This is a genomic window from Vibrio sp. D404a (assembly GCF_030248535.1).
In the GTDB taxonomy this organism is placed as follows: Bacteria; Pseudomonadota; Gammaproteobacteria; order Enterobacterales; family Vibrionaceae; genus Vibrio.
Window position 1 is genome coordinate 94,321 of sequence record NZ_JAHGAJ010000003.1, and the last position, 24,679, is coordinate 118,999.

Consider the following 24,679-nt stretch of genomic DNA (forward strand, 5'->3'; position numbering starts at 1 on the left):
GATCATTCTAACCTCATTAATTGCATGAGGAAAAAGCCTATAATTGGAACGATATCTTCTATTTTTCACATAGTCTCAAGACATAGAGTAGGTTATGGCGCGCGAGGTATGCGATTTATCTATTAAGCAGTTTTAATCTTATTACGTCCGCCGACATACATATCGCAATTGTTACTTGATCACTTCTTTCGGGTGTGTGGAGACAGATATATTTCTGACACCGATAAATTTAAGTAATTGTCTATACTTAAGAATTTATTAGGACGATAGATTATGTGATTCGCACAAAGCGCAATAGGGCTCGTAAAATAAGTCAGTTTTGTATGGATTATTTAGAATAGTCGCGCAGTTATGGAATAAAAGAATGCAAAAGAAAACGCATAGACGAGTCTCCTTAAGAGTGGTGCTGGGGTTGATGTTTGTCTTCTGCGCCTTTGTCACTGGGGGCGTCGCAATTACATTGCAATACTATTTTGCAAGTCAAACAGAATTGAAGCACACACTGGCACGATATCAGACAATAGCGAGCGGTGTATCAGACTACTTCTCTAACCTACAAAATGTAGCGGAAAATGTTACTCGTAGTGGCGTTCAATTAGTAGACCTTATCGGAATGGACTCCTCGACCGAAAGCATTGCGTTGCCGCTATCTAAACTGTTGTTACGAGACCCCAGCCTTCACAGTATTTTTGTCGCACAAGGCAATAATGATTTTTTTCAGATAATCCATCTAGAATCTGGCGAAATTAGGGCAGCCGTGGGAGCTAAAGGCTCCGAAAAGTGGCTGGTGGTAGTACACCAAGGCGAAGGAAATCAACGACGTAAAACGTCCACTTTTTATGACCAATCCTTTACTCCTCGCGAGGTAGAGCAAGAATACAGTAACTACCTTCCTACTCAACGTAGTTGGTACAAGAATGCCACGACAGGTACGGTCTACAATACGTCTCCTTATCTATTTAATACTTTAAAACTGACTGGAGAAACCTTTGCGACAAGGGTAGAGGGCAGTGACACAGTTGTCGGTGTGGATGTGCTTTTATCATCTTTGGAGGCTCGACTCACTAACCGTTTTGTCGAAAACAAGAAGCAACCTCAAGCAGAGGCATTTGTTTATCGATCCGATGGACGCCTTGTCGCCAGCAATCAAAGGTTAGAAATCAACGAAAAACTACCTTTGGTAAGCCCTATTGCGCTTACGGCAGAGCAACAACAACTTGTTGATTCAACGCCTGAACTTAAGGTGTCGAATCAACACGATTGGGCTCCTCTTGACTATACCATCGTTGGTCGCCCACATGGATTCGCAATCGACTTGTTCAAAGTGATCTCTGATATGACAGGGCTTAAGTTCAAGTTCGTCAATGACGGTTCTTGGGGTGATTTGGTTGCTGATTTTAACAGCGGCAAGATCGACGTACTGCAGTCATTATCCGACCCAACGAACTTCAGTCAGACTAGTGTTGTGGGCGATCCTCTTTATCGAGGAAACTTTGCACTGTTGATGAATAGTGATAATGAACAGATCAAGACATTTGAAGATGTCACAGCCAAGCGAGTTGGAATATTGAGAGGCTGGAGCATGCAGGACAATATCCAAGACGCGTACCCTGAATTAAAGGTGACGTCCTACGCTTCTTTGCACACCGCGATCGACGACCTTGAACGAGGTAAGATTGATGCGGTGCTGGATCTGACTCAGGTCTTAATGGCTAAAGTCCGCGAAAAATTCCGTGAAAACCTAAAAATAGTACCTGTCGCATCGCCTATTCTTTCCCGTGAGATCTACTTTGCAGTAAGCGATGAATATCGTGATGTCGCGGATATTATTAATTTGGCACTGGCTTCACTCAGCGAAGAGCACAGGCAGGAATTACGAGACAAATGGTTTTCGCCAGATTCGCTACCGTCAACACACACTTTCTTGCCTTATCCGGAATTAATTAAACTCACAGGCACTTTAGCAAAGAAAGGGTCGGTAGAGCTCGTTACCATTAATGGAGTTGAGAAGTACTTATACATCTCTGAATTGACATATAAGGCTGAACGCTACTTCGCTGTGCTAGTGCCGAAAGCGTACATTATGGCTGGAGTAAATGAATCAACATGGTACTCGGTAGGCGGTTCTCTTTTTGTTCTTGCAGTATTGATTCCGTTTGCTTGGGCGATGGCAGCACCGATTGCCAACCCAATCAATCTACTTCGTCAACAAGTTCGTTTAGTCCGGGATCGTCAATACGACAAAGTTCAACGAGTCCATAGTCGTATTGAAGAAATTCATCAGTTAGGACTGTCTGTCACTCGAGGGAGTAATTCCTTGAAGCATTTTGAAGAGCAACAAAACTTGTTCTTTGAATCAATGATTCAATTGATTGCTCGTGCAATTGATGAGAAGTCTCCTTATACCGCAGGCCATTGTAATCGTGTACCGGAGATCGCATTGATGCTTGCAGAGGCTGCAGAACAATCGGATCAAGGTGCGTTCAAAGACTTCCACTTCAAAAATGATGAAGAGCGCCGCGAGTTCCGCATTGCGGCTTGGCTTCACGACTGCGGTAAAATCGCAACGCCAGAGTATGTTGTCGATAAAGGAAGCAAGCTAGAAACGAATTACAATCGTATACATGAAGTGCGAATGCGTTACGAAGTGTTATGGCGTGATGCTCAAATTAAGTACCTTTTATCTCGCCTAGGGGAAGAGGTTGAGCTGGATAATGTATTAAGACCACAGTTAGACAGTCTTCAAGAACAGTTTGCTTTTGTTGCGAATGCCAATGTGGGCAAAGAGTTTATGTCGGACGAGGACGTTGAACGTATTGAAAAACTTGCCGAAATAGAATGGACGAGGTACTTCGATTCAAGTTTAGGTCTATCGCCTCTTGAAGAGACCAGAGTTCAGCCTAAATCTACCCCTGCTGTTGAGAAGCTACTGACTGATCGAGAAGAGCATATCATTGAACGTGATCAGCCTTTCGTCAACTTAGAAGAGTTTGGTATCAACATGCGAGTTCCGGAAAAGCTCTATAACCACGGCGAGTTATACAATCTTTCAATTAGGCGCGGGACATTGACTAACGAAGAGCGTTTTAAGATCAATGAGCACATGATCAGTGGTATTAAGATGCTAGAGAGTATCCCATTTCCTCCCGAGCTAGAGCGTGTTCCCCGATACGCGACGACGCATCATGAGACTTTAATGGGTACTGGCTATCCTCGTGGGTTGGGCGATAGTGATTTGTCAGTTCCTGAGCGTATTCTCGTTGTAGCGGACATATTTGAGGCTTTGACCGCGTCAGACAGACCTTACAAAAAGGCAAAACCACTCAGTGAAGCGATTAGCATTTTGTCGAAAATGATGGAAAGTGGACATATCGACAAAGACGTTTTTCAGTTGTTATTAACGAGTGGCGTTTACCATCGTTATGCGGAGCAGCATCTCGCACCAGAGTTATTGGATATCGAGGATATTAAACAATTCCTAGACTGAAGCGTATAAAGGAATGGACTGAGCGCTGAATAGTAGATTGAAAAAAAGGCAGCCCCAAATAGCACGGGCTGCCTTTCTAATCACTCAAAATAAAGGATTAGACAGTGGATTCGTTAATTGGCTCTAGTGCAACTTGTTCTTTGTTATCACTCTGCTCTTTAGGTGTACGTTTAGCCAATACGTAGTAGAACAGTGGCGTAAGCAACAGACCGAAAATAGTTACACCAATCATGCCGGAGAACACGGCGATACCCATTGCTTGTCTCATCTCGGCACCTGCACCGGTAGAGAACACCATCGGAACTACACCCATGATGAAGGCAATCGATGTCATCAAGATAGGGCGAAGACGTAAGCGTGATGCTTCAAGCACTGCTTCCATTACAGTACGACCTTTGTCTTGCAACTCTTTGGCGAATTCTACGATTAGGATTGCGTTTTTAGTTGCCAAGCCAACCAATACGATTAGGCCAATTTGAGTGAAGATATTGTTGTCGCTACCCCATAGAATCACACCACTGATCGCTGAAAGAAGCGTCATAGGAATGATTAAGATGATCGCCATTGGCAGACGTACACTTTCGTATTGCGCAGCAAGTACTAGGAATACCAACAAGATAACCAGTGGGTAGATCAACATAGCCGTATCACCGGCCAACTTCTGTTGGTAGGTCAGCTCTGTCCATTCGTAAGTCATACCAATCGGTAGTGTTTCAGCCAGGATCTGCTCTATCGCTGCTTGTGCTTCACCTGAGCTAAAACCTGGCATAGGACTGCCGTTGATTTCTGCTGTTGTGTAAGCGTTGTAATGCATCACTCGATCAGGCCCTGCGCTGTAATTCACATCAACAAACGCGCCCAAAGGAATCATTTCACCGTTGGTATTTCGAACCTCTAATTGGCGGATCTGCTCCGGCGTTTGGCGGAACTCTTCGTCGGCCTGAACGTTCACTTGATATGTACGACCAAAGCGGTTGATATCATTGACGTAAGTGCTTCCCATATACGACTGAAGGGTAGAGAAAACATCATCTATTGATAGGTCTTGTTTGAGCGCTTTCGTACGGTCAACATCGAGATCTAACTGTGGAACATTCACTTGATAGCTCGAGAATACACCCGTTAGTGCTGGGTGAGCCCATGCTTTCATGATCACTTGTTGAGTGACACCGTATAGTGCTTCGTAGCCGTGGTTCGCTCTATCTTGGATCTGCAAACGGAAACCGCCAATCGTACCCAGACCTTGAACCGGTGGTGGTGGAAAGATCGCGATGAATGCATCAGGGATAGAAGCAAACTTTTGGTTTAGCTGACCCGCAATCGCATTTGCGCTAAGACTCGGGTCTTGACGCTCGTCGAAATCAGCCAACGGAGTAAACACGATGCCACTATTCGGACTATTAGTGAACCCGTTAATGCTCAGACCCGGGAAGGCCACTGAGTGTTCAACGCCTGGTTGTGCCAAAGCAATCTCAGACATCTCACGGATAACCGCATCGGTACGCTCAAGTGAAGCCGCGTCTGGTAGTTGCGCGAATGCAACCAAGTACTGCTTATCTTGACCCGGCACATAACCCGTAGGAGTCTCATCGAATTGGTAAGCTGTTAAGCCGAGCAGGCCAACGTACATCACACCAATCAGTGCGCCAAGTCGAATGCTCTTCTTCACCGCGTAACCGTAAGCAACAGAACCTTTGTTAAATAGCTTATTGAATGGGGTAAATACGAAGCGTCCGAACAAGCCATCCATTGCACGAGTGAGCCAATCTTTTGGTTGGTCATGACCACGTAACAGTAGGGCAGAAAGAGCCGGACTCAAAGTCAGCGAGTTAATAGCTGAAATAAAGGTCGAGATGGTAATGGTCAATGCAAATTGTTTATAGAACTGACCCGTTAAGCCAGACATAAACGCAGTCGGGATGAATACCGCAGCGAGCACCAACGTCGTCGCAACAATTGGGCCTGTAACCTCCCGCATCGCTTTCTCAGTCGCTGCGATAGGAGCGAGACCTTCTTCGATGTTTCGTTCTACGTTTTCCACCACCACGATCGCATCATCAACAACGATACCGATGGCAAGTACTAGGCCAAACAGTGACAGAGCATTTAAAGAAAAGCCCATTAAGTACATGAAAGCGAATGTACCGACTAGCGAAACTGGAACCGCAACCAATGGGATGATCGATGCGCGCCAAGTTTGCAAGAATAGAACAACAACTAGTACAACAAGCAACACCGCTTCAAGCAGTGTTTGCACTACCGCTTCAATAGAACCACGAACGAATACCGTTGGGTCGTAAACAATCTCGTAGCTCACACCTTGAGGGAAGCTAGCTGACAGCTCTTCCATTTTCGCTCTTACGTCGTCAGAGATCTGAATCGCGTTTGAGCCAGAAGCTTGGAAGATTGGAATTGCAACGGCGTCTTGGTTATCAAGTAGTGAACGAAGTGAGTAGGTTTCGGCACCTAATTCAATACGAGCGACATCCTTCAAACGGTTGATCTGACCATCTTCACCAACCTTGATGATGATGTTCTCGAACTCTTCAACCTCGCTTAAACGTCCTTTGACATTAATAAGCAGTTGGAAGTCTGACGAACCACTTGGTTGAGCACCAAGGCTACCTGCTGCAGCTTGTTGGTTCTGCTCGCGAATCGCAGAAATCACTTCACTAGGATTGAGGTCAAGGCTTGCGACCTTGTTTGGATCAAGCCAAATACGCATGCTGTATTCGCCACCACCAAACAGGCGAACGGCACCAACACCTTCGATTCGGGCAAGTTCATCCTTAACGTTAAGCGCTGCATAGTTCGCAAGATAAAGTAGGTCATAGCGCTCATCGGGTGACACCAAGTGAACGACCATGGTTAAGTCTGGTGATGACTTTTCCGTCACAACACCAAGTCGCTGAACAGTTTCAGGCAAACGAGGTAGGGCACGATCAACACGACTTTGAACAAGAGTCTGCGCTTTGTCCACGTCGGCACCAATGGCGAAGGTGACGGTTAACGTCATCACGCCATCTGAAGTCGCCTGAGAAGACATATACAACATGTCTTCTACGCCGTTAATTTCTTCCTCAAGGGGAGACGCGACGGTATCCGCAATCACTTTCGGGTTTGCACCCGGGTAAGTCGCTGTTACAACGACAGTCGGAGGAACAACCTCAGGGTATTCAGTGATAGGCAGTTGCCATACAGACAATGCACCACCGATGAATATGAGAATCGACAGCACGGATGCGAAGATCGGCCGACGGATAAAGAACTGGGAAAACATTGCAACGGTTCCTTTATTGCTTCACTTGCAGAGTCAGTAGTTCACTGCGCTGCTGGTCACGTAATGCTTGTTGTTGGCGAATGTTTGCAAGGGTGTTTTCATCCGCCATTGCAACTTCGTCAGGGGTAACAGGCATGTTGGCGCGGACGCGTTGTAAGCCATTAACGACAATCTTTTCGTCGCCTTTTAGGCCATCCAATACAATGCGCAGACCGTTAAGGCCTTCACCAAGAGAGATTGCTCGGTATTGGACTATATTGTCATCGCCTAAAACCAAGACATACTTGTTATTCAGATCGGTGCCGATCGCTTTGTTATCAATCAACACGCCTTGGTAGCTGTCTGAGCCTGCGATTCGCATCTTCGCGAACATACCCGGCAAAAACTTCTTATCTGTGTTATCAAAAACAGCGCGAACTTGAATCGTTCCCGTTGCTTCATCGATCGCATTGTCTACAAAATCGATATAACCGATATGAGGGAAATCAGTATCGTTAGCCAGCGACATTTGGACGACGTTTTCAATTTCGCCATCCGCTGAGATGAGGTTATTAATTTCTTGATATTTAAGGAAACTACGCTCGTCAATGTCGAAATAAGCGTACATTTTCGAAGTAGACACTAGTGACGTGAGAACGGTTTGACCCGTGGTTACGTAGTTACCTTTGGTCACTTCTGCGAACGAAACTTTGCCTGCGATTGGTGCACGAACTAAAGTAAATTCAAGGTCCAATTCTGCTTTTGTTAATGCAGCCTTCAACGCTGATACGCTAGCGACACTGCGCTGTTTATCTGCAAATCGAGCATCCACCGTTTCTTGAGAAATGGCGTTAGTCTTGCTTAAACGTAGGGCACGTTCATAGTCTTTAATTGCTTGATTTAGGCTGGTTTGTGCACTGCTCAGTTCCGCTTTTAATCGGTTTACTTCTGCGGCAAATAAGCGGTTATCAATTGAAAATAGAACGTCACCTGCTTCAACAAGACGTCCTTCCTTAAAGTGAACACGATCAACATATCCCGAGACTCGGGGCATAACAGTCACGGTTTGAGGCGACTCTAGTCGACCAGTAAATTGATCAAGTTCTGTTACTTGCTCTACTAACACTTGAGCGACTTCTACCGTCGGTGGCGGTGGAGCCGGAACAGGTGCCTCTGCGTGCGAATCTTGACATCCAGACAGCACGAACGGTGCTGCAAATGAGATTAGTAGAAGAGGGGTTCTAAGGTGTTTACCTACCATCTCGCTATCCTTATGTGAGTTTTGTACCGATCGGTATAATAATCCTGACTTTTGATAATGATCAAGTTAAATTTATAGAATCAATGATTATTACATATGGACAACGTATGCCTGCCGCATTACCATTTAGGGGATTGAACGAATAAGTGGTAGTGAGATTATGGTAGTCGGTACAGCGGGTCGACCACGCAGTTTTGACCAAGAAAAGGCGTTAGAAGAAGCATTAAAAGTGTTTTGGGAACAAGGGTTTGAGGGAACTTCTCTCTCTGACTTAACCAAGGCTATGGGTATCAATAAACCCAGCATGTATTCCGCCTTTGGTAATAAAGAACAACTGTTTCTCAAAGCGGTCGAAATGTATAAAGCCCGTGAATCAGAATATTTTTATCGGGCATTAGAGCAGGCTGATATACGTGTCGTTGTCAGGGACATCATTATAGGGTGTGCAGAAGCTCATAGCTGTAAAGAAAAGCCAAAAGGTTGTTTGATGATCCAAGGCGCTTTAGCATGCAGCGCTGATGCGAGCCCGATCAAACAGGCGATGATGGATTGTCGAAAAGAGATGGTTGATATTCTGGAAGCAAGATTTACCAAAGCTAAAAATGAAGGCCAATTAATTGAATCGGCAGACCCACAAGTTATGACGCATTTCATGGCGACCTTTCTCAATGGTATGTCAGTTCACTCTATGGACGATGTACCTCCAGAGATGATTATCGCCGTGGCTGAGATAGGGATCAAAGACTTGCACGCATTCTGCGTAAACTAATGTTTAAATTGAGGTTGAAGACTTTGTTTTTTAGCCTTGAAGCATAAGGTTCGGGCTATCTTGATTATTAAGACCTCTCAAATAGCGCAGTACCATTTCATTACTCTTCCAGTCGCCCAATTGAATCAGCTGGGTTAAATTGAGACCAGCATGATAGCCATCTTGTAATGCACCGACACGGCTAGAGTGCCCACTCCATATGTTTCGATGCGCCTCTGTTGATGTGACAACGTCACCTAAGTCAGTAAGAAGATCATGGGCGCGCTGATAAATGCGGTCGATAGTCATGCCCGACATCGGAGTTTGACGATAGCCTGCTGGCCTTGCTCCTTTAACGGTTAGCCAACAAAAGATAAAATCATCTTCATCCAGCGGCTGGCAATAGGTTTGAACATAGCGTTTTACAATCGCTGAAAATCGGCCTGTTAATCGCTTCGGCTCTGGACTGATTGTGGTTTTAGATGTAACACGTTCGATGTTAATGTCGCCATTTTCAAGAAACTTAATGTGTTTTTTGCGTATTTTACCAATTTCACCCTCACGAAGTAGGGTGCCATAGGCAACGGTAAGAACAGCAAGATCTCGATAAGGTACAGCTCTTTTTTCATTGCCCCATAAATCCATTAATCTCAGCAAATGGTGCTTTCGAAACGGTTTAGCTTGCAGTTCGATAACTTGCGAGCCGGTAATTTCCATCTCATCTTTTGGCAATGATTTAAAGAAGGTGGCTATGGTTGGTAGTTTAGTGACGTCATCCGTATTCATGATTTTGTGGAACAGACTGAGCTGTGCTCGATATTGCTTAAGCGTATTGATCTTTACATCGAACTCTAGCTTAAGTGATTTGAACCAAGTTAATAGGACAGGGGCGTATATAGGAAAGCTATAAACGTTTTGGTCTTTGCAGTATTCATCCCATTTACGAACAACGAACGCTAACATCTTTAAAGTGTGAATACTCAACCCGCCACGGTTTTCTTCGAACTCGTCTAAGTGCTTTCGCACTAGAGGTAATTCAGTCCAATTCGGATCAAAACTCTCATTAAGGTTGGGAAAGTTAAGTTTAAAGCGACTGAGCTTCTCTTTTTGCTTTTCCCACTGCTGGACAGTTTCTTTATGAGAACGGCCAGGTGACAGCGTCACTTGGCTTTGTCGTTGAGTTGGGAAGTTTGAGTTCGTCATAGCGCCTATGTTAACAAACTAGTGTGATATAACTGTAATTATATCACACTATATAATTACGGCGACAATCGACATAAAAAATTCCATCACACGAGGTGAGTTTCGCCTGTTAATTAGACAATGAGCCGAAATGGTAAGTTGAGATGATGATCAGAGATTAATATACAGCCTCAGCATGTCTTTATGCTGGATACCATTTTCAAATATTGGATCTCTGTAATTGATGAGGAAATAGTCTTTAGATACCGAATCAACGCGAAAACCCAATCTTTGGTAATACGTTAATTGATAGCCAAAGGTACCCGTTCCTAGTTCTACGCGAGTGATACCTTTGTTTGGTAACTCTGCAAGCACCGACTTTAAAAGTTTTGTACCGATACCAAGACGTTGGTGACTGGGCAGCACTGAGACATTAAAAATCTCGACAGTGGTAGGAGTTAATGGTTTCGCGATACATGCTCCTAATATTTCATCACTTTCACAAGCAACAAAGCACCAAGAATCATATAGATACGAGGAAATACTCGCCTTGGATGGATCCGCTTCTAACAACAAATCAAAAGGAACCTGGCTAGGTTCGATTTCTTTAAATTCCAAGCAGAGCTCCTCGTATACAACTAAAACTTAACGCCCTAATTAAACGCCATGTTTGCGGCCATCACAACTAAAAGTACTGCAAAAATTTTCTTAATCGTAGCTACAGGAAGATGATTGGTTGCCTTTGCTCCCAATGGTGCAGTGAACCATGACGTCGAAACAATACCAAGCAAGGCTGGCAAGTAAACAAATCCCGCAAAACCATCACTCAACGAAAAGTAAGGAAGGCCAGAGCTCACGTAACCAACAGACCCAAACAGCGCGATGATGATCCCACATGCCGATGCACAACCGATCGCCTTTTTGACGTTGACAGAAAAGAAAGACAACAAAGGAACCAAAAGAGCGCCGCCACCGATACCGATCATCGCAGACAACGCTCCAGTAATAGTGGTAAGAACTGTCAGCACACCTTTATTAGGTAAGGTACGTTCAGGTGCATTGTCGCTTTTGCTACTAAGGAACATTTTAACCGCGATAAGAAATACACTCACTGCGAAAATGGTTCTAACGACTTGGTCTGGCAATTGCGCAGCCATAAAACCACTGATCAGCGCGCCCGACGCAACCCCGACCATAATCCAAGGTGCGATGTCCCACGGCACATTGCCATTTTTATGGTGAGCGATAGCAGAAGAAGTTGAAGTGAAGAGTATTGACGCCAAAGAAGTTGCAATAGCCACGACCACAACTTGATCAGATGGCAAAACGCCAAATTGCAGCAATATAATGCTTAAGATTGGGACGATGACTAGACCACCGCCAATACCCAATAGCCCAGCTAAGAAACCAACGCCGCTACCTAACACAGCACAACACAATATCAGTACTATTTCACTCACCCTTAATCTCCTATTAATTGTTAGGGTTTGCATTCCATATAAAGCAAATCATCAAAACGGATAAAGTAATATAACTGAGTAGCACATCAATGCCACCCTATAACTACATGAATATTTCTCATAATCAATGTGAAGGATTACCACTGTTTTTCGGACCTAGATTCGAGCTATAAAATAGACTCTTCTCTAAATCTAGCGAAACAATTACAGTTATATTGGCATTTGAAGTTATTCAATTATTAAATAAAGCTGTGGTGACTAATGACTGGGACTATAAAAATAATCCAGAAAGCCTAGAGAGAGTAAGGAAATAAGCTTTCAACTCAGGAAATAGGATACCGCTCAACATGACTACTGATTTTAACTTTACGATTAAAAGCATCGGACTTGATGAAAATTACCACCCTTCAGACAGTACGCGCATTACAACCAACTTTGCCAACTTAGCGCGTGGTGAGAACCGTCAGAGAAATCTACGTAACGCATTGAATATGATTAACAACAATTTCAATGCGTTAGCAAACTGGGACAACCCAAATCGAGACCGCTACTCTGTCGAACTAGAGATCGTGTCTGTTGATATCGACATTGAAGGCAAAGGCGAAAACTTCCCATCTATCGAAGTATTGAAAACTAATATTGTCGATCACGCGACCAATGAACGCATTGAAGGTGTAGTGGGGAATAACTTCTCTTCATACGTGAGAGATTACGATTTTAGTGTTTTATTGTTAGAGCATAACAAAGATAAGCCTGGCTTCAGTGTTCCTGATAATTTTGGTGAACTACACGGCAACTTATTCAAATCGTTCATTAAGTCTGACACATACAAAGCGAACTTTAAAAAGCTACCTGTTATCTGCCTAAGCGTATCAGATAATAAAATATACCAACGCACAGACAACCAACACCCAGTTTTAGGTTTCGAATATCAGCCAAACGAATCATCTTTAACTGAGCAATACTTTAAGAAAATGGGCCTAGAAGTGCGTTACTTCATGCCGCCAAATAGTGTTGCTCCGTTGGCATTCTACTTCTTTGGCGATCTGCTTAACGACTACTCGAACCTAGAACTGATCAGCACAATTAGTACAATGGAAACTTTCCAAAAGATTTACCGTCCAGAAATCTACAATGCGAACGCGGTTGCTGGTAATCGTTACCAACCAAACTTGAAGAACTCAGATCACTCACTAACACAAATCGTGTACGACCGTGAAGAACGTAGCAAGCTAGCAATCAAGCAAGGTAAATTCGCTGAAGAGCACTTTATCAAACCGTTCCAACACACGTTAGACCAATGGTCTGCGAATTTCGCTTAAGGCTAGGGGATTGTTCATATGTCAAAATTACTACCAACTTCTACCGCAGGCAGCCTACCAAAACCTTCATGGCTCGCTGAACCTGAAAAGTTATGGTCACCGTGGAAGTTACAAGGTAACGAGCTAATCGATGGTAAACAGGATGCCTTACGTGTCTCATTACAATCTCAAGAGCTTGCCGGTGTCGATATCGTCAGTGACGGTGAGCAAACACGACAACACTTTGTGACGACTTTCATCGAGCACTTGAGTGGCGTTGACTTCGAAAACAGAAAAACCGTTAAAATCCGAGATCGTTACGATGCGAGTGTTCCTACAGTCGTAGGTCCAGTGTCACGTCAAAAACCTGTTTTTGTTGAAGATGCGAAATTCTTACGCTCGCAAACAAAACAACCGATTAAGTGGGCGCTTCCTGGCCCAATGACGATGATCGATACGCTTTACGATGACCATTATAAAAGCCGTGAAAAGCTAGCGTGGGAGTTCGCTAAAATTCTTAACCAAGAAGCAAAAGAGTTAGAAGCGGCTGGTGTCGACATCATCCAGTTTGACGAGCCGGCGTTTAACGTATTCTTCGATGAGGTTAATGATTGGGGCATCGCATGCTTAGAGCGTGCTATCGAAGGCCTTAAGTGTGAAACTGCCGTTCACATCTGTTATGGCTACGGCATCAAAGCAAACACCGATTGGAAGAAAACACTAGGGTCTGAATGGCGCCAATATGAAGAGGTATTTCCTAAGCTGCAGAAGTCGAAGATCGACATCATTTCTCTGGAGTGCCACAACTCACATGTTCCAGTAGAACTACTTGAGTTGATTCGCGGTAAAAAAGTCATGGTCGGTGCCATTGATGTGGCAACCAATGAAATTGAAACGCCTGAGGAAGTCGCAGACACATTAAGGACAGCTCTTAAGTATGTCGACGCTGATAAGCTTTACCCGTGTACTAACTGCGGTATGGCGCCATTATCGCGCAGTGTAGCCAATGCTAAGTTAGATGCACTAAGTGCTGGCGCAGCCATAGTTCGAAAAGAACTTGAAGCTGGTGCTTAATACAAAACACTATGAAAAACGGGGCTTGAGAAAGTCCCGCTTTTTGTTTTTAGAAATGAACTTTGGGACCTTGGACACCAAGAGAAAAGACTATTTGATGACAGAGCCGGCACTCAGTCAGGTGCATATGATAAGTAAGGCAGTCCTAGATGGTCCTAGAGTCATTCCAGAGGCTCCTAAGCCATAACTGGAGAATCATTATAAATATTAGACTAAAACGGTCTTAAACTTCGCATGACGCCCTTTAGGAAACGCAATCAACCTGTCGGTTACACAGTCTAAGCTCAAGATACACATTGAGCCTACAATCAACTAAAGGGAAGGGCAGGTTTTAGACCTTTTCCTTCCCTTTTGCCGCTTCTTAGGGGACACCCCCGACTGCTCGGCCCCAGCCACCCGTCATCCCCCGCCCAAAGATGAAATATTCTGCTTGACATCACACTTTTGGGGTTATAAATTCAGGCGAAGCCTTTATAAAATTCTAAGTTTAGGAAGTTTAAAACTTTTTAAATCTTAAAGAAGGGGCTTACAAAAAATTCCTTAATTTCCCACACTAATTCTCCCAGAAAATTGCTTCAGGATTGGGCGCACGTTGGCCGCACGCTGGCCACAATGTAACGTTACATTTCCCATTTTTCCCTCTTTCTGAGATTTTTTGATCGATTTGTGGCCCCAATGCGGCCAATCCTGAACATCGATTTTGCTGAGATTTATGGTTCTCATAGAGCGTTCTGTTAGTACTACTGTGTTGATACAATCTTCTTTTACAAGCCATTCAGAATAGCTTTTGCTTTTACTTTCAAAGCATCTTTAAAGACGGTTTAGGCTTGAAATGAATGATTCACAGCAAAGTCCGTGAATATGATTTCAATTTAGCTTTATTGGTTTAAGAGATGGTTGTTCAGAATACTGACCCCCGGCATATTCGCTGAGCTTCATCAAAGAGCAGGATTTCTGAGTTTGGTTTGGCCTAGACATCGTAAATTAGATTTGGGACGGAGCTGTCCGCATTTAGCCATGAACTTAACTTGCCATAAAACGCCTAGTATTCGTCATCAAATCAAATTCAACTCTTATGGATTCTCGACATAAAACAATCGCCCCACAACAATTAAAACCAACAAAATCAACAGCTTATTCGCATTATATAGATTATGTTAAATTTTAATTTCTAGTTAGCATCATGGGTTCTTTTAAATAAACCAGTCTCCTGCTTATTTCGATCTTATTCACGCTTCGTGAATTTCTTTTATTTAACAATAACTTGATTTACCATAAAATAGATAATAACCATAAATGTTGTTGTTCTGCGAATGCTGTGCATTCTTGAACAGCAACATTTTTACGTTATCTATCTGAGCGAAATTTCGTGATGTCTAGCTTTATAGACCAACAATCTTTAAACCCATGACATTCGCGACACCGCCAACTTTTACTCGTTGGATACCGTCTTCGTTTGAATCTACTGAAGCAAAGATCTGAGACAAGGCACCCATGGCTCGGCCTTGTTCAAAGACAAATGAGCGTGAGTGTTCAGCCGGTAAATACTTATCTAGATGACAAGAAAGTGCGCCACTCGCACTTCCTGTTGCAGACTCTTCTGAAATACCAAACAACGGAGCGAAATTGCGACAGCTTGCAGTTATTTCGGTCTCACCGGATAACTCAAACACATGCGCTCCAACTAACTCATGCTCTTTAGAGAATTCAATCAACTTGGCTTCGTCGATGTTTACCTTATCGAGATACCCTGTAGGTACTTGGATAATAAGGTCGGGTAAACCGGTCGATACAACCTGCGCTGGAAAACTTACAGGCTCCAGTGCTTTTTCGTCGATGCCAATTAAACCAGACATTTCGGAATTGGAAAAAGTACGCCCAAACGTTGGTAAAGCCTGCTCCATGGTGACCTCACCCAGAGCGTTGACCGATACAGGTAATATCCCCGCTTTGGTTCTCTGACGATATTGCCCGTCGGTGATAAAACCTTTCTGATGTAGTACAGAGAACGTCGCCAAAGTCGCGTGACCACAAAAATCGACCTCACCAGTAGTTGTAAAGAACGAGACTTCAAAGTCCACTTCTTCGTCGCTAGTTACAAAAGCCGTTTCTGAGTACCCGATAGTCTGAGCGATGCGCAACTTGTCTTTATCATTGAGATTATCAGCATTCAAAACGACACCGGCAGGATTTCCTCCGCTTCCATCCTTAGTAAATGCGTTAACTAAGAATACCTCTATCTTATCCATTGTTCTTAAGCACCTTGTTTTTACAATGGTAATTAACTTACTGGTATACATAAGTCAGTGCAAATGCGCAGTTTAATTACAAACTTGTGACAATCTTAGGTATGTTCTGATATAAGTTCACCGCTTCGAATATATACCAACTGTTTCGCCGCAGCTTTACAATTAACAGGATTTGAATTGTGTCTTTAGTTAGAGCGACAAAATTGAAAATAGCATCGGCTAGCACCGCTTTGTTTTTGGCAAGTTTAATTGGTTGCCAAGCATTTAGTTATAGTGCATCTGAGACTGAGGAAGCCAAGGACATCATCAACTACCTTGATCAAGTACTAGATGCAACGTACAAATATGCGGTCGACAATGGCAGTTTGCCACCCATCACTTTAGATACAGACGCTAACTTTGGTTATTTGAATATCAACAATCTTATCGAGAACCCTGGATTGGAAACATGGCAAGGTCCTTACCTCCCCTTCGATGATACTTGGATTGGTGGTGATCAATACATTAGCCATCCTGATTACATCGCGACACAGATCTTGTTAAAAGAGAAGGACAGCTCATGGGTGAGAGGAAGTTCAGAAACAGGCTGCCAACCTTCGTCTGAGGCATGTTCACTTGCAGCATGTATCTGGTTGGTGCCATTGCGTGCGGCACAAGAAGTCAATCACATGATTGATGGTGAAATGATTACAGCGGATTCAGACGACGCAGGTACGATTCGATTTGAAAAAGCTTTAGTGGGCAGCCTTGTCTGTAAGATAGGGGGCGAATACCCCTTACCTAGTAACATCAAATTAGAAAACGAAAAGTCTTAAAGACAGATTCTAAATGCTTATGACGGGGGACTAACCACCCCGTTTACTTCAAGAACCCTAAATCTTGGAGCGAGAAGTTCGCTAAGTTAGGAAAGATATGAGCCATTGCACTCTCACTTCTCACTCCCATCCATTTCGCGATTGTGGCGCCAATTTGTTCGACAGACGTGGTGGGGATCATTCTTCCTTTGTTAAAGTCATTCTCTCCGTCTAAGACTAACGATGGCCACTGACCATATAGCTGCCCGCCATTTAGCGCGCCGCCCATAACGAGATGGTTACTCGCCCAGCCGTGATCTGTTCCTGTACCATTACTTGCTAACCGTCGACCGAAATCAGACATCGTCATTGTCGTCACTTTATCGCCAAGTCCTGATGCTTCCATAGATTGGTTAAAAGCGGCAAGTGACTGGCTCAAAGCACTCATCAACGCAGCGTGATCTTCAAGTTGATTAGCATGGGTATCAAAGCCACCTAAGCCGACAAAATAGATCTGTTTCTGATGACCTAGTTGATCGCTTGATTTAATCAATCGCGCAACGGTATGGAGTTGCTGTGCTAAGGAAATATCAGGGAAATGGTCTTCTTCTGGTATCGAATCAATTGCCGTCGCCAATGTATCTCGTATTGAAATTGACTCCCCTTTAACACGATCAAACTCTCGACCAAACGCAGTATGAGGTGACAGGCTCATCACTTGATCAAAGCTCTTTCGCCGCTGGGCATTACTTATTGCGTTCACTTTAGGTAAAGAAGAAGCATTAATTAAGTTGGCAGCATGCTCTGTTCCATTAAGTAACTGGGCGTAGCCATTAAGGCTAAATGTAGGGCTGATTTCACTGGTATCACTACTTAGCACGTCCATCAACCGGCCTGCCCAACCTAATGTTGTTGTACTACCAGACCAACCTCGCTGCCATTCTGTCTGTTGTGAGTTATGAGAAAATAGAAAAGGTGGCATTGCGTGCGTACCATCTTGCAAGCCCTCCTTCGTTGAAGGTTCTATCAATACACCACTATTCGCGATAGCGACCATTTTCCCACTTTCAAAAAGAGTCTGAGCGTCCGTCATCGATGGGTGTAAGCCTAGTGTCAAAGCAGACCCGGTATTCAAAGATAAAGGCAACAGAGATGACTGCGGAATCGCGATGTCTGGTCGTGCAGCGACATATTCATCGTAATGTGCATTGTCGTTAGGAACCAGCATGTTAAAGCCATCATTGCCACCAAACAAAAAGACACATACTAGCGCTTTGTAATCATTATTTGGCAGTGCGTGAGCTGAGCCTGTCCCCATCATAGAGACGATAGGTGTCGAGGCCATAGCCGCTAACAATTGTCGACGTGAAATCATTGGGCTAACTCCTCAATGTGAAACTCTTGGCTTGTGACTACCATGTAGATGGCGTTACGAACCTTTAAACTTTGTTGGGTATCACGAAGAGCTTCTAACCCTTCTAAAACGATCGCTCTAAGTGGTTCACTCATTCTTTGAGAAAGTAAACGTCTTTCAATCTCATCAATTAGAGCTAAATGGTCATTCGCTATTGCTTCCAGAGGCGCTGTATTGATCACAATACGATTTGGGTTTTGTTCTCCCTCATAATTTGTTCTTCCAGTGGCTGACCAAAGTTGGTTATTAGTTAAAATGAAATTATTCCAACTCAAGATTTCAAACTCAGGTGCAACCTCATTGGCTGCCGAAATCTCACCATTCGGTGCATAATCCGGTGAGAAGAAATTGAATACACTTGGTGATCCCAATGGTGCCTGTCCGTAAGCCCCAAACGTATTAATTGAATTATGGAAACGTCCGGAAGGATCCGCAGATTTAGCCTCAAATGCGCGGAAAAAGTTGGTCATGGCGATCAATGGCTCCTTCATTTTTACCGGAGCGCGATCTGCTCCATCAAGAGCCTCACTGTCGGTGAGTATTCCGCGAACAACCGCTTTAAGGTCACCTCTCACACCTTTGCCATTATCAGCAAACAGTGCGCTAATTCGCGCAATATATGCAGGAGAAGGGTTTGACGTAACTAGCCTTTGAATAAGATGTTTACTAATAAATGGCGCTGTGTTCTCGTGATTGAGCAACATGTCCATCGCTTGTGCCATATCTTGTTCAGGCGTCTGGCCTTGTGCAAACACCTCTCCCATCACCGTTTTCTCTTCATCGTCGTGGTATTCAGGATAGGCAATCATTGGTACCAACCAATTCCCTTCCTTTGAGCCCCACCCGGGCTTCGCTTTCTCTGCGATGTGCCAACCGGTAAAGACACGAGCGAAGTTCTCGATATCATCTTGCGAATACGTTGGAATAAGCTGGCCTTGCTCATCATGTTTCTCAGACCCATCAGAATTCAGCTCATAAAGACCGATACTAAATAGCTGCATGACTTCACGAGCATAGTTTTCATCTGGGTAACGATTCTTGTCTGGATCCGCTTTTTGATTGGCCATCATGGACAGGTAATCACCCATTGCGGCGTGCAGCGTGACGGACTCAATCAAATCACGATAGTTCCCAAAGGCATGGGTAATGAGCATGTCGTAGTAATCGGTCATTTCGGGTACACGACCATTCAAACTCGCGCCATAACGTGAAATCACAAAAATCTCACTGAGTGCAAAAGCAACACGTTGTCGCAGTTGATCTGGTGCGTTCAAGCTGACATCCCACCAAACAGCCACACGGTCTGATTGATTATAGCTGTCCGAGCTTCCTGCTAATGGGTACTCATTTAAGCGAGTCAAATGCAAGGTAGGAGTCATCGAAAACTGATTATCCAACCAACTAGAGTAACCAACACTCGCGAGTTCTTGATAAGAGTCAGGCCTAGGTCCGAATGTAGAGCGATAAAGAAGGTCGTAGCGTTGATCTTGTGTCAGCGAGCTTGGTTCTGGAGTCGTCCCCCCTCCAGAATCATTACTTTCACCACCACCGCATGCAGAAAGCAATGAAAGACTGACTAAGAACGCGCTTAATTTGACACGGCGACGCTTTAAAATAGAAGACAACTCGGGAACCTCGGTACTACAGGGGATTTTTTCGCACACTAACCAAGATCATGAGTTTCAGCAACGCCCCCCGATACAAACTGTGGTACGGGTTCACATTTGACAATAAGCCGTTAACCCAGTCGTATTTTGCATTACCAACATTATATGCGCCCCAAGCAATATCATAATGATCGGCAATATTTACTCCTGCCAGTTTGCAAAGTGCTCAAGTAGGAAATCGATAGCAAGCCTTGCTCTTAACGGTAGAAAATGGCGATTCTGGTAAACAATCCAACTACTGTTTCCACTTCCCCAATAAGACTCTAAGATTGGCACCAAACGACCAGACGAAATACCATCATTAAAGCTGCTTTTAGGTAAGTACGCCACGCCTAACCCTTCTACACAAGCTTGTAAAACTGTGTGTGCGTTATTGCTCTTCCATCTGCCCTGCACTTTTACTCCATCTAACGCCTTGCCATCTTTTTCAAACAACCAGACATCTTTGTTGGCAATAATACAACTGTGTTGCTTTAACTGTTCAGGGTGAGTCGGTAAACCAAATTCATTAATGTAACTCTGACTGGCTGCCGCCGCCATTGGCCGATTGACGAGTTTTCGCGCGACCAAACCTGAGTCGCTCAATTTTCCATAACGGATTGCAAAGTCGAAGCCATCTTCAATGAAGTTCACCATGTTCGTATTATAGTTAACTTCTACTGTTAAATTAGGGTGTTGCTTGGCGAAATCCATTAAGGCGGGTGCAACATAGTTTTCCGAAAAGGCACCTGCTGCACTAACTCGCAGCGTGCCACTCAATTGAGTTTGCTGGGTAGTCAGTTGCTCATTCGCTTGTTGAAGCCCAATAACTAACTCTTTGCACTGCTGATAATACGCTTGCCCTGCTTCCGTTAGACTCACCATTCTTGTCGAACGTGCTAACAAGGCGACACCCAATCGCTCTTCTAATCTTGTGACTTGTCGACTCACATGACTGGTGCTGCAACCTAATTGTTTTGCCGCTGCAGAAAACCCTAGGCTCTCAGCCACCGTAACAAACTCATTAACGCCTTCAAAACTATCCATACTCACCTTTACTATATAGCAATAATGTTTTGCCAATTCATCGTATTATCACTTATTTGTTTAGCAATTAGTATGAAGGTGTTCAACAAATACACGTAAGCCAAAAAGGAAACCATCATGAAGAAAGTACTCATCATTGTGACGAACCATGCGACCCTTGGTGAAACAGACCAAGCAAACGGAACTTACGCGCCAGAGCTCACTCATGCGCTTAGCGAACTACTCAGTGCAGGCTTCGATTACGACATTGCTTCTATCAAAGGTGGGCAAGCACCATTGTACGGAACCGACATCGAAGGCGACACAGTCAACGAGAAAATCTTGGCGGATGATGATTTCCAGAACCGCATTAACAACACGATTCCAGTGTCACAAATCAAAGGTGACAACTATGATGCAATCTTCTACCCGGGTGGTTTTGGTCTTCTTTCAGACCTAGCGAGCAACGAAGACTTTGCCAAGATTTCGGCAAAACACTATGAAGATGGCGGTATTGTGGCAGCGGTTTGTCATGGCCCAGGCGCCCTACTGCCAATCACGTTAAGCAATGGAGAAAAGCTACTTGCGTCTAAGTCAGTGACGGGGTTCACTCGTGAAGAAGAGATTGATTTCGGCACCATCAACGACATCCCATTCCTATTGGAAGAGTCTCTAGCACGTGGCGCAGCGCGCTACTCTAAAGTGCAACCATGGCAAGAGCTTGTGATTGTCGATGACCGTATTATCACAGGCCAAAACCCAACCAGCGCTCATGGCGTAGGTAAAGCTATCGTCGATCTTTTAAGCTAATCAAATACAAGCTACGAATTAGATAGACTGGTAAAGAAAGGAAAGCATTGGCTTTCCTTTTTATTTTTATCCAATAACCATCAAGCCAAACAGCTATTCAAAGGGATAAAAACGAGCGAAGTGCGCGATGAGATAGCTAATATCTTCTATCAACAATAGAAACTCCCTAGGCCACACTATCTCCCGAGAGCACACCAGAGTATGAATGTGAAGCTAGCGAGAGCGTATAGAATAATAATCAAATCCGTGATGAAGCGTAAAATCATGGTAATGCTAATTGACGTATGGAAGTGCTAATGAGATTACTTTCCCTGTAGTAAGTTCCTGCTTTATTTAAACATTCGATACCAAACAAAAATAAGACAAAAATTCGACAAAAAAGCCAACAAACTTCATAAATATGAGCACTAACTGACACTAAACTGACTCAGGTTCATACCCAATAAATACCTCTTCTTGATACTATATCGGATAGAACTCGATTCGAAGTAAGTGGGGCGTCTTAATGAAACACAGTTTTGTCTTATTGGTTGCTATTCTCATCTCGGCTTGCTCAAACGCGCCTGTGTCCTATTCAAATGACAGCCAATCTGATCTAGTAGTGATCATTCATGGGCTAACCAAAAGCGGGCGCTCAATGAGCGAACTTAATCAAGGCTTGTTAAATGCAGGCTATCAAACTTGTGTTCTTGATTATTCTTCGATTGGCGTAACCATGGGTGAACTCATAGAGGAGACTGACAAGCAAATTAATCAATGCATACAAGGTGCAAACGTGGTTCATCTGGTTGGTCATTCTCTTGGTGGGCTATTGATTCGCTACCACCTACAAGCAGATGATGCGTTGGAGCAACAAGGAAAACTCGGGCATGTAGTCATGATAGGCACACCAAATCACGGTAGCGAAGTTGCCGATCATTATACGAATAAATTCTGGTCAAGCTGGTTCGGTGAAGTTCCGCAAGCTCTAGTGACTAGTGAGAGTGGCTTTGCTAACGGGCTCAACGAGCCAACATATGATTTTGGTGTAATAGCTGGCATCAAACCATTTATGATGACCGATGCCCTCTTCCAAAAAACTAACGATGGATTAGTCAGCGTTGAATCGACAAAACTAACAAACATGCATGATTTTATCGAACTAGAAATCAATCACATGCGACTCCGCGACGATCCAGAGGCCATTCATCAAGTTGTGCATTATCTTGATAACGGAGAGTTTGACCACAACGTTGTGCATTGAGTCAGCAGACCGGCGTCAACAAGGGTAAATAAACTCTGCGCCTACTTGTATTAGATCTAACACTTCGCTCTAAAGTAAGTGGATAGAAAGTCTATTTACCCTTTTAATCGGCTCAATCTACAAGTTTAAACTCACTAAACTTGGCGAAATTTGGGCTATTTTTGCGGCCACTAAATGTGTACAACATGACGCCTTTCTCATCATTCAAAAATGCGTCTACAGTTCCAATTTTCTGCCATAACGCTTCACTACTTTCTCGAAAGTAAGTGCTTATCGTGCCACCGCTTTTTTCTACTTTTACGGATACCGTTTGTCCAGCAAACGATAAACGCTCTTTGATTTCCGGGTAACCGCTCTTTTCTACAACAAAAACCAACGAGCGTTCACCCATAAACATCTCTTTGCTGATTTTTACGTAGTTATCGTTGTCCCAATATATACCAAGGCCTGCTTGCTCAAACGGCAATGTTGGGTTTAAGTCAATAGCTACTTCCGCTTGGTAATCACTGCTCGATACGGGGTGGACAAACATATTGTCGACCTCGCCAGAGCTTGCCCCGAAAATATTCCCTTCCTGAACTTGGAGAGTAAGAACCCCTTTGTCTAGCGACCATTGCTTTGGGTTTTCATTTCGAATCTGCCAGTCATTTAGATTGTTCATTCGTTATTTCTCATTGTTAGATCATACGTTGGCGAAGTTGGTAAAATATATCTTCAAGTGTCGCGAAGCTTTGATGTTGAATGCGTTCGAGCTCACGATTTACTGTGTCATACATCAGTCGATTATTCATATCATTCAAAGTGGCGTAATAATGTGTGCGGCGACCCAAAATAAAGTTGTTTTGGTCCGCCTCGCTCATCATCATGAACTGAACAATTGTTTGCAGGAAAGACGCCTTATCATTTGGTAGGCGACCATTAAGTTCCATCAATAAATTGATACCGTGGTAGTTCCCGTAGTTGCTGGTAACGCCATCCAGATGACTTATCAGCTGATATTGCTCTTCCAGCATTTCCTTTTCACTAAGTGGTGTGAATTGGCCATTTTGCACAAGCTCATCCAGTTCGGTTCCAGACTTTACTGCCAAAGACAAGATTCGTATTTCATCCGGGTTAATTTTATTAAGAAGCGCCGCTGTTTCAGTGATATGTTGCGTCGACAACTCTTTACCCCCAAGCCCAAGAATAATAAACGTCATCATCTTCATACCGGCTTGCTTTGCATATTCAGCTGATTTGATTATCGATTTAGGGGTGATCCCTTTTTTCATTTTTTGCAGAACGTCGATAGACCCAGATTCCATGCCACAATAAAGCATATTTAAGCCAGCCTCACAGATAGCTTTCATTTCAGCAGGTGACTTCTTAGTCATCGTCTGTGCTCGCCCATAAGAACTGATTTGCTTGAGTTCAGGAAAGGCCTTCTTCAATGTGTAGAGCACATCCAGAAGATCTTGAGTATCCATCGCAAAAGAGTCCCCATCTTGTAAAAAACAGGTTTCAAATGTACGACCCTTATAAAATGCTTTCGCTGCCCATATATCACGTTTAATGTCCTCAACAGGGCGAATCGAAAACTCCATCCCTTCGAAGAGCGTGCAAAACTTGCATTTATTCCAAGGGCAACCTTGTGTCGTTCTAATTAACAGGCTGTCAGCTTCAGAAGGCGGACGTATTGGGCCTTGTTGAAATTGTACTTGTGACATGACTTCTCAATCCAATCAA

18 protein-coding genes are annotated in these 24,679 nt (G+C 43.8%); 7 read left to right on the forward strand and 11 right to left on the reverse strand.

What is annotated here, in order from left to right:
* Nucleotides 1-364 precede the first annotated feature (364 nt).
* Nucleotides 365-3,487, forward strand: coding sequence for an HD domain-containing phosphohydrolase (locus KI655_RS01810; protein WP_285401146.1), 3,123 nt, complete (start codon nt 365-367; stop codon nt 3,485-3,487).
* A gap of 97 nt (nt 3,488-3,584) precedes the next feature.
* Here KI655_RS01810 and KI655_RS01815 read toward each other — a convergent pair whose 3' ends face one another.
* Both KI655_RS01815 and KI655_RS01820 read right to left on the reverse strand, forming a co-directional pair.
* Nucleotides 3,585-6,767 carry an efflux RND transporter permease subunit gene (locus KI655_RS01815; protein WP_285401148.1) on the reverse strand — a complete coding sequence of 1,061 codons (3,183 nt, stop codon included), beginning with the start codon at nt 6,765-6,767 and terminating at the stop codon, nt 3,585-3,587.
* Between the two features lie 13 nt (nt 6,768-6,780).
* The gene (locus KI655_RS01820; protein ID WP_285401150.1) at nt 6,781-8,007 is read right to left on the reverse strand and encodes an efflux RND transporter periplasmic adaptor subunit; all 1,227 of its coding nucleotides are present in this window, start codon (nt 8,005-8,007) and stop codon (nt 6,781-6,783) included.
* A gap of 160 nt (nt 8,008-8,167) precedes the next feature.
* Between KI655_RS01820 and KI655_RS01825 the strand changes: the two genes are divergently transcribed.
* On the forward strand, nt 8,168-8,776 hold the full coding sequence (locus tag KI655_RS01825) for a TetR/AcrR family transcriptional regulator (RefSeq protein ID WP_285401151.1): 609 nt from the start codon (nt 8,168-8,170) through the stop codon (nt 8,774-8,776).
* 30 nt (nt 8,777-8,806) lie between these two features.
* Here the strand turns inward: KI655_RS01825 and KI655_RS01830 are convergent, their stop codons facing one another.
* From KI655_RS01830 to KI655_RS01840, 3 genes are all read right to left on the reverse strand, one after another.
* Entirely contained in the window at nt 8,807-9,958 is a 1,152-nt protein-coding gene (locus tag KI655_RS01830) for a tyrosine-type recombinase/integrase (RefSeq protein ID WP_285401153.1), read from the reverse strand.
* A 150-nt stretch (nt 9,959-10,108) separates the two neighbouring features.
* Nucleotides 10,109-10,555 (reverse strand): GNAT family N-acetyltransferase, encoded by a 447-nt coding sequence (locus tag KI655_RS01835; RefSeq protein WP_285401155.1) that lies wholly within the window; start codon nt 10,553-10,555, stop codon nt 10,109-10,111.
* 35 nt (nt 10,556-10,590) lie between these two features.
* Nucleotides 10,591-11,397 (reverse strand): sulfite exporter TauE/SafE family protein, encoded by an 807-nt coding sequence (locus tag KI655_RS01840; protein WP_285401157.1) that lies wholly within the window; start codon nt 11,395-11,397, stop codon nt 10,591-10,593.
* 347 nt (nt 11,398-11,744) lie between these two features.
* On the opposite strand from KI655_RS01840, the gene KI655_RS01845 reads away from it, so the two are divergent.
* Both KI655_RS01845 and KI655_RS01850 read left to right on the forward strand, forming a co-directional pair.
* The gene (locus tag KI655_RS01845) at nt 11,745-12,719 is read left to right on the forward strand and encodes a DUF1852 domain-containing protein (protein ID WP_285401159.1); all 975 of its coding nucleotides are present in this window, start codon (nt 11,745-11,747) and stop codon (nt 12,717-12,719) included.
* Between the two features lie 18 nt (nt 12,720-12,737).
* Nucleotides 12,738-13,772: a methionine synthase gene (locus tag KI655_RS01850; protein WP_285401161.1), complete on the forward strand. Its 1,035-nt coding sequence runs from the start codon at nt 12,738-12,740 to the stop codon at nt 13,770-13,772.
* Nucleotides 13,773-15,154: 1,382 nt separating this feature from the next.
* Here KI655_RS01850 and KI655_RS01855 read toward each other — a convergent pair.
* Nucleotides 15,155-16,021: a PhzF family phenazine biosynthesis protein gene (locus KI655_RS01855; protein ID WP_285401163.1), complete on the reverse strand. Its 867-nt coding sequence runs from the start codon at nt 16,019-16,021 to the stop codon at nt 15,155-15,157.
* A 176-nt stretch (nt 16,022-16,197) separates the two neighbouring features.
* Here KI655_RS01855 and KI655_RS01860 point away from each other — a divergent pair, with 176 nt between their 5' ends.
* Nucleotides 16,198-16,836: a type II secretion system protein gene (locus tag KI655_RS01860; protein ID WP_373417290.1), complete on the forward strand. Its 639-nt coding sequence runs from the start codon at nt 16,198-16,200 to the stop codon at nt 16,834-16,836.
* 43 nt (nt 16,837-16,879) lie between these two features.
* Here the strand turns inward: KI655_RS01860 and KI655_RS01865 are convergent, their stop codons facing one another.
* The 3 genes from KI655_RS01865 to KI655_RS01875 form a co-directional block, all read right to left on the reverse strand.
* The gene (locus KI655_RS01865) at nt 16,880-18,190 is read right to left on the reverse strand and encodes a DUF1501 domain-containing protein (protein WP_285401165.1); all 1,311 of its coding nucleotides are present in this window, start codon (nt 18,188-18,190) and stop codon (nt 16,880-16,882) included.
* Nucleotides 18,187-19,854: a DUF1800 family protein gene (locus tag KI655_RS01870; RefSeq protein ID WP_285401166.1), complete on the reverse strand. Its 1,668-nt coding sequence runs from the start codon at nt 19,852-19,854 to the stop codon at nt 18,187-18,189. The genes KI655_RS01865 and KI655_RS01870 overlap by 4 nt, the downstream gene beginning before the upstream one ends.
* Before the next feature lie 183 nt (nt 19,855-20,037).
* The gene (locus KI655_RS01875; RefSeq protein ID WP_285401168.1) at nt 20,038-20,922 is read right to left on the reverse strand and encodes a LysR family transcriptional regulator; all 885 of its coding nucleotides are present in this window, start codon (nt 20,920-20,922) and stop codon (nt 20,038-20,040) included.
* Nucleotides 20,923-21,039: 117 nt separating this feature from the next.
* On the opposite strand from KI655_RS01875, the gene KI655_RS01880 reads away from it, so the two are divergent.
* Both KI655_RS01880 and KI655_RS01885 read left to right on the forward strand, forming a co-directional pair.
* The gene (locus KI655_RS01880; RefSeq protein WP_285401170.1) at nt 21,040-21,711 is read left to right on the forward strand and encodes a type 1 glutamine amidotransferase domain-containing protein; all 672 of its coding nucleotides are present in this window, start codon (nt 21,040-21,042) and stop codon (nt 21,709-21,711) included.
* A gap of 505 nt (nt 21,712-22,216) precedes the next feature.
* Nucleotides 22,217-22,954, forward strand: coding sequence for an alpha/beta fold hydrolase (locus KI655_RS01885; RefSeq protein ID WP_285401172.1), 738 nt, complete (start codon nt 22,217-22,219; stop codon nt 22,952-22,954).
* A 112-nt stretch (nt 22,955-23,066) separates the two neighbouring features.
* On the opposite strand, the gene KI655_RS01890 is transcribed toward KI655_RS01885, so the two are convergent.
* Both KI655_RS01890 and KI655_RS01895 read right to left on the reverse strand, forming a co-directional pair.
* Nucleotides 23,067-23,615: a DUF1349 domain-containing protein gene (locus tag KI655_RS01890; RefSeq protein ID WP_285401173.1), complete on the reverse strand. Its 549-nt coding sequence runs from the start codon at nt 23,613-23,615 to the stop codon at nt 23,067-23,069.
* Between the two features lie 16 nt (nt 23,616-23,631).
* Entirely contained in the window at nt 23,632-24,660 is a 1,029-nt protein-coding gene (locus tag KI655_RS01895) for a radical SAM protein (protein ID WP_285401175.1), read from the reverse strand.
* Between the last annotated feature and the right edge of the window lie 19 nt (nt 24,661-24,679).

What these genes read in the sequence shown, in the direction of transcription:
- KI655_RS01810 (WP_285401146.1), top strand. Translation starts at nt 365, where the DNA reads ATGCAAAAGAAAACGCATAGACGAGTCTCCTTAAGAGTGGTGCTGGGG.
- KI655_RS01815 (WP_285401148.1), bottom strand. Translation starts at nt 6,767, where the DNA reads ATGTTTTCCCAGTTCTTTATCCGTCGGCCGATCTTCGCATCCGTGCTG.
- KI655_RS01820 (WP_285401150.1), bottom strand. Translation starts at nt 8,007, where the DNA reads ATGGTAGGTAAACACCTTAGAACCCCTCTTCTACTAATCTCATTTGCA.
- KI655_RS01825 (WP_285401151.1), top strand. Translation starts at nt 8,168, where the DNA reads ATGGTAGTCGGTACAGCGGGTCGACCACGCAGTTTTGACCAAGAAAAG.
- KI655_RS01830 (WP_285401153.1), bottom strand. Translation starts at nt 9,958, where the DNA reads ATGACGAACTCAAACTTCCCAACTCAACGACAAAGCCAAGTGACGCTG.
- KI655_RS01845 (WP_285401159.1), top strand. Translation starts at nt 11,745, where the DNA reads ATGACTACTGATTTTAACTTTACGATTAAAAGCATCGGACTTGATGAA.
- KI655_RS01850 (WP_285401161.1), top strand. Translation starts at nt 12,738, where the DNA reads ATGTCAAAATTACTACCAACTTCTACCGCAGGCAGCCTACCAAAACCT.
- KI655_RS01855 (WP_285401163.1), bottom strand. Translation starts at nt 16,021, where the DNA reads ATGGATAAGATAGAGGTATTCTTAGTTAACGCATTTACTAAGGATGGA.
- KI655_RS01865 (WP_285401165.1), bottom strand. Translation starts at nt 18,190, where the DNA reads ATGATTTCACGTCGACAATTGTTAGCGGCTATGGCCTCGACACCTATC.
- KI655_RS01875 (WP_285401168.1), bottom strand. Translation starts at nt 20,922, where the DNA reads ATGGATAGTTTTGAAGGCGTTAATGAGTTTGTTACGGTGGCTGAGAGC.
- KI655_RS01880 (WP_285401170.1), top strand. Translation starts at nt 21,040, where the DNA reads ATGAAGAAAGTACTCATCATTGTGACGAACCATGCGACCCTTGGTGAA.
- KI655_RS01885 (WP_285401172.1), top strand. Translation starts at nt 22,217, where the DNA reads ATGAAACACAGTTTTGTCTTATTGGTTGCTATTCTCATCTCGGCTTGC.
- KI655_RS01890 (WP_285401173.1), bottom strand. Translation starts at nt 23,615, where the DNA reads ATGAACAATCTAAATGACTGGCAGATTCGAAATGAAAACCCAAAGCAA.
- KI655_RS01895 (WP_285401175.1), bottom strand. Translation starts at nt 24,660, where the DNA reads ATGTCACAAGTACAATTTCAACAAGGCCCAATACGTCCGCCTTCTGAA.